At 64.8% G+C, this 12,178-nt stretch carries 11 protein-coding genes; 6 read left to right on the top strand and 5 right to left on the bottom strand.

Annotated features, from left to right (window positions below; genetic code table 11):
- Genes JAO75_RS06590 through uxaC form a run of 4 tightly spaced genes read right to left on the bottom strand, consistent with a single transcriptional unit; the run spans position 1 to position 4,659 of the window.
- Positions 1-912: an ABC transporter permease gene (locus JAO75_RS06590; protein ID WP_199047702.1), complete on the bottom strand. Its 912-nt coding sequence runs from the start codon at positions 910-912 to the stop codon at positions 1-3.
- Positions 912-1,997: an ABC transporter ATP-binding protein gene (locus JAO75_RS06585; RefSeq protein ID WP_199047701.1), complete on the bottom strand. Its 1,086-nt coding sequence runs from the start codon at positions 1,995-1,997 to the stop codon at positions 912-914. Before JAO75_RS06585 ends, JAO75_RS06590 begins: the two co-directional genes overlap by 1 nt.
- Before the next feature lie 21 nt (positions 1,998-2,018).
- Positions 2,019-3,206, bottom strand: coding sequence for an ABC transporter substrate-binding protein (locus JAO75_RS06580; protein ID WP_199047700.1), 1,188 nt, complete (start codon positions 3,204-3,206; stop codon positions 2,019-2,021).
- 49 nt (positions 3,207-3,255) lie between these two features.
- Complete coding sequence (gene uxaC / locus JAO75_RS06575; protein ID WP_199047699.1) at positions 3,256-4,659, bottom strand: glucuronate isomerase; 1,404 nt, start codon at positions 4,657-4,659, stop codon at positions 3,256-3,258.
- A gap of 119 nt (positions 4,660-4,778) precedes the next feature.
- Here uxaC and JAO75_RS06570 point away from each other — a divergent pair, with 119 nt between their 5' ends.
- Together JAO75_RS06570 and uxuA are read left to right on the top strand one after the other, a co-directional pair.
- Positions 4,779-5,507 carry a GntR family transcriptional regulator gene (locus tag JAO75_RS06570; RefSeq protein ID WP_199047694.1) on the top strand — a complete coding sequence of 243 codons (729 nt, stop codon included), beginning with the start codon at positions 4,779-4,781 and terminating at the stop codon, positions 5,505-5,507.
- A 61-nt stretch (positions 5,508-5,568) separates the two neighbouring features.
- Entirely contained in the window at positions 5,569-6,765 is a 1,197-nt protein-coding gene (gene uxuA, locus JAO75_RS06565) for a mannonate dehydratase (protein WP_199047692.1), read from the top strand.
- A 14-nt stretch (positions 6,766-6,779) separates the two neighbouring features.
- Here the strand turns inward: uxuA and JAO75_RS06560 are convergent, their stop codons facing one another.
- Entirely contained in the window at positions 6,780-7,928 is a 1,149-nt protein-coding gene (locus JAO75_RS06560) for an amidohydrolase (RefSeq protein WP_199047690.1), read from the bottom strand.
- 205 nt (positions 7,929-8,133) lie between these two features.
- Between JAO75_RS06560 and JAO75_RS06555 the strand changes: the two genes are divergently transcribed.
- The 4 genes from JAO75_RS06555 (at position 8,134) to JAO75_RS06540 (ending at position 12,163) form a co-directional block, all read left to right on the top strand.
- Positions 8,134-9,021 (top strand): SDR family oxidoreductase, encoded by an 888-nt coding sequence (locus tag JAO75_RS06555; RefSeq protein WP_199047688.1) that lies wholly within the window; start codon positions 8,134-8,136, stop codon positions 9,019-9,021.
- Between the two features lie 214 nt (positions 9,022-9,235).
- Positions 9,236-10,012, top strand: a complete 777-nt coding sequence (locus tag JAO75_RS06550; protein WP_199047687.1) for a FadR/GntR family transcriptional regulator — start codon at positions 9,236-9,238, stop codon at positions 10,010-10,012.
- Positions 10,002-11,063 carry an ABC transporter ATP-binding protein gene (locus JAO75_RS06545; protein ID WP_199047686.1) on the top strand — a complete coding sequence of 354 codons (1,062 nt, stop codon included), beginning with the start codon at positions 10,002-10,004 and terminating at the stop codon, positions 11,061-11,063. The genes JAO75_RS06550 and JAO75_RS06545 overlap by 11 nt, the downstream gene beginning before the upstream one ends.
- A gap of 5 nt (positions 11,064-11,068) precedes the next feature.
- Entirely contained in the window at positions 11,069-12,163 is a 1,095-nt protein-coding gene (locus tag JAO75_RS06540; RefSeq protein WP_425523154.1) for an ABC transporter ATP-binding protein, read from the top strand.
- Positions 12,164-12,178 lie beyond the last annotated feature (15 nt).

Genomic DNA, 12,178 nt, shown 5'->3' with positions numbered 1-12,178 from the left:
TTACCCTTTCGCGCCGGAGGCAGGACCGCGGTAGAACAGCCCGCGCGAGGCGAGAACCGCAACGACTATGCCGAGCTGGACGAAGCCCATGATCATCGCAATCGCAGAGCCCATGGAATAATCGTATTCCTCGAACGCCGCCTGCGCGGCCACAATCGAGATGACGCGGGTCGCCCCTCCAGGCTCGCCGAGCAGCACTGCGGAGGGGAACACCGAGAAGGCCTGCACGAAGGAGAGGCAGAAGGTGATGGCAAGCCCCGGCATCAGCAGCGGCAGATAGACATGGCGGAACCGCTGCCAAGCGCTGGCCCCAAGGGTCGCGGCCGCCTGCTCGAGCGCCGGGTCGATGCCGGTCACATAGGACAGGGTGAGCAGGAAGGTGAACGGAAAGCCGGTGATCACGAGGGACGCGAAGACGCCCCAGTAATTATGCACGAGCTTCAGCGGCTGGGAGATCAAGCCGATGGTCATCAAGGTCCGGTTGAACCAGCCCTGAGGGCCGAGGTAGTTCAACAGTCCTTCCGCCACCAGCACGGTGCCGAGGGTGATCGGGAGGACGAGGAGCGTCGTCAGGAGGCGCTGGTTGCGCATGAGGCGAACGCGGAATGCGATGGGGATCGCCAGCAGCAGATTGACGAGGGTGACGGGAATGGCGAGCCAGAGCGTCTTGGCGATCGTCTCATAGAGGAACGGATCGGAAAAGAAGCGCCTGTAATTGGCCAGCCAGTCGCCGCCGGCCTTTGGCTCGAAGGAGAGAACGAAACCGAAGGCGAAGGGATAGACGAACAGCAGCAGGCTGAAGACCGCCGCCGGAATGGCGAGCAGGGTCACTGCGTCGAAACCGCGTGCCGCCAGTCGCTGACGCAGGTTGGGTCCGTGTTCGACGGCGGGCGCGTGGGCGACGGCGTCCATCAGTGTCTCCCCTGAATGGGCTCCGCGAAGACGAGTACGCGCTCGTCGTCCGCCCGCAGATGCACCCTGGATCCCGGCTCGACCGGCAGATGAGAGCGGAACACGAAGTCAAGACCGCCGGCGGAATGCGCGGTGCCGACGAACTCGCGACCGCGATACTCGATGGTATCGACAATCGCCCCGATAGCGTTCTGCCCGCCCTCGCCCACCATGAGATCGTCCGACCGGATGGCCGCATAGGCTCCCGAGCCGACTGAAACCCGCTCACGGACGACGCCGCTGATCCTTGCGCCCTCCACATCGAGGACGGCACGGTTGCCGTCGACAGCGACCACCTTCCCTTTTAGCTTGTTGCGGAAACCCATGAAGTCCGCCACGTCGAAATGGGCAGGTTCCTCGTAGAGTTCCTTCGGCGACCCGACCTGCCGGATGACGCCGTCGCGCAGCACGACGATCCGGTCAGCGAGAGAGAGAGCCTCGTCCTGGTCGTGGGTCACGTAGATGGTGGTGGCCCCAAGCTCGTTATGGATGCGCCGGATCTCCGCCCGCATCTCGAGGCGCAGCTTGGCATCGAGGTTGGAGAGCGGCTCGTCCATCAGAACCAGGGGCGGCTCGATGACGATGGCGCGGGCAATCGCCACGCGCTGCTGCTGGCCTCCGGAGAGCTGTCCCGGCAGCTTGTTTTCCTGCCCTTGCAGGCGGACGAGACTGAGCGCCTCGTCGACCTTCCGGTCGATCTCCGCCTTCGGTCGTCCGCGCATCTTCAGGCCGAAGCCGATGTTCTGGCGGACGTTGAGATGGGGAAAGAGCGCGTAGTTCTGGAACACCATGCCGAACCCGCGCTCTTCCGGGCGCAGGGTGTCGACCCGATTCTTGTCGAGCCAGATCGCCCCGCCGGTCACAGGGAGAAGACCCGCGATGCAGTTCAATGTCGTCGACTTCCCGCAGCCCGAGGGTCCGAGCAGGGCGATGAACTCGCCCCGACGGATGCTGAGGGAGACGTCGCGCAAGGCATTGAGCGCCCCGAAGTCGCGGCTCACGCGATCGAGCCGGACTTCGTCGAATTGGGAAAGGGCTATGGTCATCGCGGGTCCTTGGATTTCGGTTTACTTGCGCTTGCCGCCGGCGACCTGCTCGTCCCACATGCGGAAGGCAACGACCATCTGCTCGGGCTGGAGCGGCAACTCGATCGGATTCTCGGCAATCCACTTTTCGTATTCGGGACGGCCGAACTCCTTGATGGCGGCCTGGCTTTCCGGCGGCGCCATGTCGAGCGTCACGTTCTTCACGGCCGGACCGGGATAGAAGTAGCCCTCGTCATAGGTGTAGGCCTGCTGCTCCTTCGTGAGCAGGAAGCTCATGAGGTCGAGGAGCACCGCCACCTTCTCGTTCGCCAGCCCCTTGGGCACGCACATGTAGTGCGCATCCGCGACCCAGTGGAAGTTCTTGAGAGCCGCCACCTTGGCCTCCTTCGGCACGACGCCGAGGACGCGCGGGTTGATGTCCCAACCGGTGGTCGTCACGGTCATGTCGCGGGAGCCTTCGCCCAGCTCCTTCATCACCGCGCCTGTGCCGGACGGGTAGTACTCGATGTTCTGTCCGAGTTCCTTCAGGTAGGCCCAGGTCTTGTCCCAGCCTTTCACAGGATCTTTCGGGTTGCTGTCGCCCAGGATGTAGGGCAGGCCCATGATGAAGGTGCGGCCCGGGCCGGAATTGGCAGGACGCGCATAGATGAAGCGTCCCGGATTGGCCTTGGTATAGGCGAGCAGCTCCTCGGCCGTGCCCGGAACGGTCTTGACCTTGTCGGGCATGTATTCGAGCAGCGGACCGGACGGGTAGTAGGTGACGACGACGCCCTGCCCCTTGGCAAGGCTCTGCATCTTTGCCGCGGCCGGCAGGTAGATCTCGTCGAGATTGGGCAACGCTTTCGCGTGAGCCGGGATCAGCTCGACCCAGAGATTCTGCTCGAGGCCGGCGGAGAGCGCATCGGTGCCGGTGAGCACGAGATCGATGTCGACCCGGCCCGCATCCTGCTGCGCCTTGATCTTGCCCGCGAGTTCCGGCGCGGTCGCCTTGGTGAAGGTGATCCGCGAGACGAGGTTCGGCTTCGCCTTGCGGTAGTTCTCGATGGCCTTCTGCGTCAAGGCGAGGTTGCCGGCCACGTCGATGATGTTGAGCGTAACCGGGCTCGTCGGCAGATTGGCCTGGGCGAAGCTCGTGCCGCCGAGAGCGGCAACGCCTGCGGCGCCGGCAACGCCGCCGACGAAAGTCCGCCTGGTGATCAGGTTCGTCATTGTCTTCCTCCCGTTCTGTGCGACATGGCTCTTCTCTCCATGTCCCGTGTCACAGCTTGTAGGCCTCTTTTGCGAGGCGATAGGCGAGATCGTAAGCCACCTCGTGCGCCTCGTCCTCGTCGAGGCGGTGCGTGACGACGAGGTTGGCGAGATAGGCGCAGTCGACCCGGCGGGCGACATCGTGCCGGGCCGGAATGGAGAGATAGGCGCGCGTGTCGTCGTTGAAGCCGACCGTGTTGTAGAAGCCCGCGGTTTCCGTCGTGAGTTCGCGGAAGCGGCGCATCCCTTCGGGCGCATCGAAGAACCACCAGGCTGGGCCCAGCTTCAGGGCCGGATAATGCCCGGCGAGCGGCGCCAGTTCGCGGGAATAGCTCGTCTCGTCCAGGGTAAAGACGATGACCGTCAGGCTCGGCTCGTTGCCGAAGCGGTCGAGAAGCGGCTTGAGCGCGCGCACGTATTCGGTCCGGGAGGGAATATCGGCGCCCATGTCGCGACCGAAGCGGCCGAAGAGCCCCTCATTGTGATTGCGGAAGGAGCCGGGATGAATCTGCAGGACCATGCCGTCCTCCACGCTCATGGCCGCCATCTCGGTGAGCATCTGCGCGCGGAACAGCTCCGCATCCTCACGCGTCGCGTCTCCCGTCGAGACACGGCGGAACAGCGCTTCGGCATCGCCTTGCGAGAGGTTGGCCGTGCGTGCTGTTGGATGGCCATGATCGGTGGAGGTCGCGCCGTATTCCCGGAAGAAGGCACGCCGCTTCCGGTGCGCCTCCAGGTAGCCGCTCCAGGTCGAGGTATCGCAGCCGGCGATCTCCCCGAAGCGGGCGAGGTTCTGCCGGAAGCCTTCGAACTCAGGATCGACGACGGGGTCGGGCCGATAGGCCGTAACCACCCTGCCTTTCCAGCCGGACTGGCGGATGGTCTCGTGGTGCTTCAGCGGGTCGAGCGGGCTCTCCGTCGTGGCGATCGCCTCGATCTTGAAGCGCTCGAAGAGCGCCCGCGGCCGAAATTCCGGCGTGCGCAGGGCCGTATCGATCCGGTCGTAATAGGCATCCGCATTGGCCGCCGACAGCCGCTCCGTGAACCCGAACAGCGTCGCGAAGGTGTGATCGAGCCACGCGCGGGTCGGCGTGGCACGGAAGAGGTGGTAGTGAGCCGCGAACCGGCGCCAGATCGCACGTGGATCACGTTCCACGATGCTCCCGTCCTTGGCCGGAATGCCGAGCTCTTCCAGCCGCACGCCCTGGCTGTAGAGCATGCGGAAAATGTAGTGATCGGGAATCACGAACAGCGCCGCCGGATCGGGAAACGGTTCGTTCTCCGCATACCAGCGCGGATCCGTATGACCGTGCGGCGAGATGATGGGCAGATCCCTGACCTCCTCATAAAGCCTGCGCGCCACATCGCGGGCAGCGGGCTCTACAGGAAACAGCCGGTCGGGATGGATCAGCATCAAGTTCTCCCTCGGCGCCCTTCCGGCATTTTCTGCCGGTGCAGGACACCTCATTGACCAAACCTTAAAGCCATCCATGACCGTTTGCAATGGTCTACTAGTATGGTAGTGTGCCACTTATGAATGAGAGAAACTCACTTGCAAAGCTCGATGTCAGCCGCGAACCCATGGCTCGTCAGGTTACGCGCGCCCTCCGCCAAGCCATTGTCAGCATGAAGATTTCTCCCGGCGAAATGCTATCCGAGCAGGATCTCGCCCAGAGGTTCGGCGTCAGCCGTTCACCGGTTCGGGAGGCCTTGATCAAGCTGAGCGAGGCAGGGCTCGTGCGGGTTCTGCCCCAGCGCGGGACACAGGTCGTCAAGATCTCGAGAGCCGCCGTGGAAGATGCTCGCTTCATTCGCTTGGCTGTCGAATGTGCCGTCGTGCGAGAGGCGGCACTGAAGGCCACGCCCATCATGATCGCGGAACTGAATGCAAGCCTGACCCGGCAGCGCCGCGCCCAGCGCGCCACCTCCTCGGACGATTTCCTGGCCCTCGACGAAGAGTTTCACCGCCTCCTGGCGGAGACGGCAGGCAGGCCAGCGGCATGGCGCATGATCGAGGATGTGAAGCCTCAGATGGATCGCGTCCGCTATCTCGACGTGAAGCAGGCGACGCCCCGGCATACCATCGTGGCCCAGCATGTGATGATCGTCGATGCCATCAAGTCTTCCGATCCTGTCGCGGCGGAAAAGGCGATGCGTCAGCATCTCAGCGAAATTCTCCGCACCCTCCCGGAACTTGCCGCCCAATATCCCGACCTGTTCGAGCTTGAAGATGATGCCGTGGCGGAGGCCCTGAGCGCCTAAATCGGCTCAAGCCAGGTTCACGCCCCATCAATGATCGGCTCTATTCTGAAGAGGCAACCCCATGGAACAGGCTTGGCGCTGGTTCGGTCCTGAAGATGTCATCAAGCTGTCCCATGTCCGCCAAACCGGTGCGACCGGGATCGTGACAGCCCTGCATCACATCCCTTACGGTGTCGTCTGGAGCATCGAGGAGATCGAGAAGCGCAAGGCGCTCATTGCGGCCGATCCTTCGCTCGGCCTGCGCTGGAGCGTGGTCGAGAGCCTGCCTGTTCATGAGAATATCAAAATCGGCGAGGGCGACCTGACGCCCCTCTTCGACAACTACCGGCAATCGCTGCGCAATCTGGCTCAATGTGGCGTAACCACAATCTGCTACAACTTCATGCCGGTGGTGGACTGGACGAGAACCGAACTCGCCTACCCTCTTCCCGGCGGCGGCACGGCCCTGCGCTTCAACGCGCATGAGTTCGCCGCCTTCGATTGCTTCATGCTGGAGCGTCCCGGTGCCGAGGCGGATCACTCGCCCAAGGTTCTGGCGCAGGCAAGGGAATGGTACGACCGCTCGTCGGAAGCGGATCGGCGCCAGCTTCTCGCTAACATCATGGCCGGATTGCCCGGCGCCTATGACCGCTACGACATCCCCGGCCTGCGCGTCATGCTCGACCGATACCGGGATATCGACGCCGCGGCCCTGCGCGAAAACCTTGCCCGGTTCCTGCGCGAGGTAATTCCGACGGCGGAGGAAGTCGGCATCCGGATGTGCATCCATCCCGACGATCCGCCGCGCCCCCTCATGGGCCTGCCGCGCATCGTCTCCAATGCGGACGACATCGCCTTCATTCTCGACGCGGTCGACGCGCCTGCGAATGGGCTCACGCTCTGCAGCGGATCCCTCGGGGCCAATCCGGTCAACGATGTTTCGGCCATTGCCGCGCGCTTCGCCAGCCGCATCTGGTTCGCCCACCTGCGCAACGTGGCCAAGGAGCCGGATGGCTCCTTCATGGAGGCGGATCACCTCGGCGGCGACACCGACATGGTGGCTTTGATCACGGTGCTTCTGGAGGAGCAGAATCGGCGCAAGGAGGCCGGAGACGCGAATTGGCGGATTCCCATGCGCCCCGACCACGGCCACGAACTTCTGGACGATGTGGGCAAGCCCACCCATCCGGGCTACCCGGCCATCGGCCGCCTGCGCGGGTTGGCCGAACTGCGCGGCGTGATGACCGCCGTTTCTGCCCTGCGCAACCTGCCGCTCTGACGAGCGAGGCAACCTTATCCAAGGAGATTGCGCAGGGTCCGCATGAACACGCGGGCGCCGATGGGGATCAGGTCGTCGGGGAAGTCATAGTCGGGATTGTGCAGGCTCGGGTGCTTCTCGCCCGCGCCGAGGAAGAACATGGCCGCCGGCGCCTTCTGGCCGAAGCGGCCGAAATCCTCCGAAGCCCGCATCGGCAGGTCGCCCCGGCCGTAAGCCACGCCCTCGGCTTCGAGCGCCTGGCGCAGATGCGCGACCGCCTCGGGGGCATTCTCGCAATGGTGGAAGATGTCGTCATAGGCGATTTCGACCCCGAGCCCCTGCTCCCGCGCGGCGCTCAGCACCAGTTGCTCAGCGCTCGCGCAGAGTTCCTCCATACCTGAATCGGTGAGGGTGCGCAGGGTCGCCCAGATTTCCCCATGGGCCGGCGCCACGCCGAAGGCCGGCTCCCCGATCCGGGCGTGGGTCACGGTCACCATCGAGAAGCCCTCCTCCAGCGGCCCACCCTTTCCGAGGGCGGTCAGCTTGGGCATCAACTCGGCCACGACGTTCACGGGCGAGAGACCAGTCTCGGGCATAGAGGCGTGGGCGGTCTTGCCGGTGAGCACGACGCGCATGCCGCGCGAGGCGCAATTGACCGGCCCTTCGGTGAGCGCCACCTTGCCGAAGGGCAATCCCGGCACGTTGTGCAGGGCGAAAGAGAAGTCCGGTGCGATCTGGCGGAAGCGCGGGTCGGCCACGACGGCCGCAGCCCCCGAGCCATCCTCCTCCGCAGGCTGGAACATCAGGATGGCGCGCCCGCGCTGCGGCTTCTGGCGGCCGAGTTCCCGGGCCAGCGCCGCGAGGATAGCCATGTGGCCGTCATGCCCGCACAGGTGGCCCTTTCCGGGCGTGGCGGAGCGGTGAGGCGCATCGGAGATTTCCTGGATCGGCAGCCCATCGAGTTCTGCGCGCACCATCATGGTCGGCCCTGGCTCTCGGCCCTCGTAGACCGCCGCGATGCCATGGCCACCCAGGTCGGTGAGGATCCAGTCGGGATGGGTCTCCTTTAGAAAGGCCTGGACTTCGCGGGCGGTCTGCGCCTCTTGGCGGGAGAGTTCAGGCATGCGGTGCAGCTTGCGCCGGAAGGCCACCAACTCGACCATGTCTTGATTGGTCAGGACCATGCATCACCTCCAGGGCCGAATCCCGAAAGCCTGACCTTCTCACGACATCAGGCTTGCTTCGGGAGAGGTTTATGGCGGGAGTCCGAGGCATGATCAACTGGAACAAATCCACTCCTGAGGGATAGGCGTCCACCTCCGCCGCCGATTGCTGCACCGCATCCATGCCGCTACGTTGTCCGCGATTGCTTCAAGGCTCCACGATCCCATGCACCTCTTTGTCTTCGGCCTGGGCTACACCGCCCTCCAGTTCATTCACCTTCACCGCGACCGGTTTACGACGGTCGGCGGCACCGTTCGCTCGGAGGATAAGGCGAACGCCATGAGGGCAGCGGGAATCCAGGCCTGCCGCTTCGACGGCGCAGACTTCGATCCCGCCATTCTCCAGCATCTCGAACGCGCGGAGGCTCTCCTGATCTCCGCGCCGCCGGCCGATGGGCGCGATCCGGTCCTTGAGCAGTTTTCCAAAGCGATCGCGGCAGCCCCTCGCCTGCGCTGGGTCGGCTACTTGTCGACCGTGGGCGTCTATGGCGATTCCGGCGGCGCCTGGGTCGATGAGGCGACCCCACCCAATCCCGCAACACCGCGGGCCCGTCATCGAATCGCCGCCGAGCGGCAATGGCTCGAACTGGGCGCAGGTGCCCCGTTTGCTGTGCAGATCTTTCGGCTCGCGGGCATCTACGGTCCCGGTCGCAATGCTCTGGTGAAGGTTGCGGACGGCACCGCCAAGCGAATTGTGAAGCCGGGGCAGGTCTTCAATCGGATCCATACGGAAGATATCGCCCAGGTTCTAATGGCGTCCATCGAGAAGCCGCGCCCGAATGCCGTCTACAACGTTGCGGACGATGAGCCCGGCCCGCCTCAGGACGTGATCGCCTACGCGGCAGAGCTTCTCGGCAGAGCCTCCCCGCCCGAGATCCCGTTCGACCAAGCCGACCAGACCCCGATGGCGCGCGCCTTCTACGAAGACAACAAACGCGTGCGTAACTTCCGGATCAAGTCGCAGCTCGGGGTCACGCTTCAGCACCCGACATATCGCGACGGTCTGCGGGCACTGCTCCAGTCCAGCGAGGCCGCTTCGGTGCGCAAACCTTAGGCATATTGCAGACCTACTCCGCGAGCGCGGCGGCGCGGCGGAATACGAGCCTGACCATAGAAGCAGCAACATCGACTAATGAACCATCACCGAACCACTTGCAAATTGGTTCGGGATCGGGATAGCCTTGTTTCGTTAACGCCTCCGAGGCCGCAACAACACGTCGCCGGTGGCGATCCACCAGCAAGATTGGTTCAAAGGGAGCTGGATCATCATGTCCAACCCGGATCCTTCGGCAGACAGCTCCAACCTTGCTCTCGGGCGATTGCGGGCTCTGCTGGACGACAGCTCCTTCGAAGGGGAGCAGCGGCTCCCGCCCGAGCGGGTGCTGGCGGCGCAGATCGGAATCGGGCGCCGCGCACTGCGCCGGGCTCTCGAGGTGCTGGAGGCAGAGGGGCGGATCTGGCGTCATCAGGGCAAGGGCACCTTCCTGGGACCCCGCCCGGCTCACTCCCCGACCAGTCTCGAAGAACTGACAAAGCGCACCCATCCGCTCGAAGTGATGGACGTGCGCCTGGAGATCGAGCCCGCTCTTGCCCGGTTGGCGGCGGTGCGGGCGACGAACGGCGACATCGAGCGCCTTCTGCGCCTCGCCGAGAAGACCGCCTCCTCCTCCGATGCGGACGGGCGCGAACTCTGGGACAGCGCTCTGCACCGGACCATCGCCGAGGCTGCAGGCAACTCCCTGCTTCTCGCCATCTTCGACATGGTCGACCGCATCCGCCAGGACACCACGTGGCGGCTTCTGCGGGAGCGGGCGCGCTCCGGTGAGCGCCAGCAGATCTATGTCGAGCAGCACCGTCGCGTCATCGCCGCCATCGCCCAGCGGGAAGCCCATGCGGCCGAGCACGCGATGCGGGAGCACCTCGAACTCGTGCGTGAAGGCCTTCTCAAGGTCATGACCGCCCCCCTGCCCGATCAGGTCGATGGACAGATGTTGAAAGCACCCGTGACAGCAAGCACCAAAAAAGAGATCCGCCATGGGACATGAGGCCGCCCGCCAATCGCCTGCAGAGGTCCGTCACATTGGCAATGCTGCCCTGGCCTCCGAACCGCCGCTTCTCAGCGTTGAGGGTCTGTCGGTCCGCTTCGACAGCGCCCCGAAGGGCGTGAACGTGGTCGACGACGTGAGCTTTTCCGTGAGCAAGGGGAAGACCCTCTGCATCGTCGGCGAATCCGGCTGCGGCAAGAGCGTGACGTCGCTGGCGCTCATGGGTCTTCTCCCGACGCCCCCGGCGAGGATCGTCGCGGGCTCGGCGATGTTCGACGGACAGGACCTTCTGACGCTCTCCGAGCGCGAGCGGGCGGATCTTCGCGGCGACAAGATGGCGATGATCTTCCAGGAGCCGATGACCTCCCTCAACCCCGCCTTCACCGTGGGCGACCAGATCGCCGAGGGCATCGTCCGGCACCGCAAGGTCTCCAAGGCCGAAGCCATGGAACGGGCGCTCGACATGCTGAGGAAGGTGCGCATTCCGGCGCCCGAGAAGCGCCTTCGCGCCTACCCGCACGAAATGTCCGGCGGCATGCGCCAGCGCATCATGATCGCCATGGCGCTGGCCAACGATCCGGAGCTTCTGATCGCCGACGAGCCGACCACCGCGCTCGACGTCACGATCCAGGCGCAGATCCTCACCCTCATCCGCCGTCTGCAGGAGGAAACCGGCACCGCCATGATCCTCATCACCCACGATCTGGGCGTGGTGGCGGAAGTGGCCGATGAAGTCGCGGTCATGTATGCGGGACATGTTGTCGAAAGCGGGCCGGTCGAGGCGATCTTCGACGATCCGCAGCACCCCTACACCATCGGGCTTATGGGTTCCGTCCCATCGCTCGGACGGCGTCAGGGCAGGCTTGCCACGATCCGCGGCACCGTGCCGCCTGCGGAGCTGATGCCAAAGGGCTGCCGCTTCACGCCGCGCTGCCCCTTCTCCGACACCCGTTGCGGCAACGAGCTTCCGCCGCTCGGTGAAATCCGCCCCGGCCATCTTGCACGGTGCTGGTACGCACCTCTCGAACAGAAGCGAGGCACAGCCGCATGAGTGTCATGGCGAACACCAGCGACATCATCCTTGAAGGCGTCGGCCTGAAAAAACACTTCAGCAGCGGCGGCCTTCTCTCCTCGCCGACCGTCGTGCGCGCGGTCGATGGCGTGTCCCTCGACATCCGGCGCGGAGAGACCTTCGCCGTCGTGGGCGAGTCCGGCTGCGGCAAGTCCACGCTCGGCCGCCTTCTCCTGCGCCTCATCGAACCGACGGGCGGTGACGTTCGCTACGAAGGCCGCTCCATCCTGGAACTCAACAAGAGCGAGTTGCGGCGCCTGCGCCGCGATCTGCAGATCATCTTCCAGGACCCCTTCGCGTCGCTCAATCCTCGCATGAATGTGGGCGACATCATTGCCGAGCCGATCTGGCTGCACAATCTGGCCGCAGGTCGCGAGAAGCGCGAGCGCGTAGCGGACCTGATGCGTACGGTCGGCCTGCTTCCCACCCATTCGGACCGTTATCCGCACGAGTTCTCCGGCGGCCAGCGCCAACGCATCGGCATCGCCCGCGCCCTGGCGGGCGATCCGAAGCTGATCGTGGGCGACGAGCCGGTCTCCGCCCTGGACGTGTCGATTCAGGCCCAGATCATCAATCTGCTGGAAGACCTGAAGGACCGGTTCGGCCTCACCCTCGTGATCGTGGCCCACGACCTCGCGGTCATCCGGCACATGAGCGACCGGGTTGCGGTGATGTATCTCGGCGAGATCGTCGAGCTGTCCGACACGGATGCCCTCTTCGATAACCCGCTGCATCCCTACACCCAGGCGCTTCTCGCGGCGATTCCCATTCCGAGCCCCTCGAGCCGGCAGCCAAAGGTGCTGCTGCAGGGCGACGTTCCGAGTCCCGCGGCCCCGCCATCCGGATGCCGCTTCCACACCCGCTGCCCGCATGCACGCGCAGTCTGCAAGGAGCAGCACCCTGCCCTCGAAACGACGCCGGACGGGCGGCAGGTGGCCTGCCATTTCTGGCGCGAAATCCAGGGAGCGGGCGCTGGCTCCATCAGCGCGCCTCCCCCCAGCGCTGCGCTCACCAAGCGCCTGGCGCTCTACCGAACTTGGCGTGAACGGCAGGATAAGCCCGTCGCGACGAGCCCCTGAACGAGGACCGATCCA

This window comes from Microvirga splendida (assembly GCF_016427565.1).
Classification (GTDB): domain Bacteria; phylum Pseudomonadota; class Alphaproteobacteria; order Rhizobiales; family Beijerinckiaceae; genus Microvirga; species Microvirga splendida.
The sequence above is the reverse complement of the archived record's forward strand: the minus strand, read 5'-3'. Positions and strand labels throughout refer to the sequence as shown.

Bases quoted from the DNA above. Each gene is read 5' to 3' on its own strand.
- JAO75_RS06590 (WP_199047702.1), bottom strand. From the start codon at position 912: ATGGACGCCGTCGCCCACGCGCCCGCCGTCGAACACGGACCCAACCTG.
- JAO75_RS06585 (WP_199047701.1), bottom strand. From the start codon at position 1,997: ATGACCATAGCCCTTTCCCAATTCGACGAAGTCCGGCTCGATCGCGTG.
- JAO75_RS06580 (WP_199047700.1), bottom strand. From the start codon at position 3,206: ATGACGAACCTGATCACCAGGCGGACTTTCGTCGGCGGCGTTGCCGGC.
- uxaC (WP_199047699.1), bottom strand. From the start codon at position 4,659: ATGCTGATCCATCCCGACCGGCTGTTTCCTGTAGAGCCCGCTGCCCGC.
- JAO75_RS06570 (WP_199047694.1), top strand. From the start codon at position 4,779: ATGAATGAGAGAAACTCACTTGCAAAGCTCGATGTCAGCCGCGAACCC.
- uxuA (WP_199047692.1), top strand. From the start codon at position 5,569: ATGGAACAGGCTTGGCGCTGGTTCGGTCCTGAAGATGTCATCAAGCTG.
- JAO75_RS06560 (WP_199047690.1), bottom strand. From the start codon at position 7,928: ATGGTCCTGACCAATCAAGACATGGTCGAGTTGGTGGCCTTCCGGCGC.
- JAO75_RS06555 (WP_199047688.1), top strand. From the start codon at position 8,134: ATGCACCTCTTTGTCTTCGGCCTGGGCTACACCGCCCTCCAGTTCATT.
- JAO75_RS06550 (WP_199047687.1), top strand. From the start codon at position 9,236: ATGTCCAACCCGGATCCTTCGGCAGACAGCTCCAACCTTGCTCTCGGG.
- JAO75_RS06545 (WP_199047686.1), top strand. From the start codon at position 10,002: ATGGGACATGAGGCCGCCCGCCAATCGCCTGCAGAGGTCCGTCACATT.
- JAO75_RS06540 (WP_425523154.1), top strand. From the start codon at position 11,069: ATGGCGAACACCAGCGACATCATCCTTGAAGGCGTCGGCCTGAAAAAA.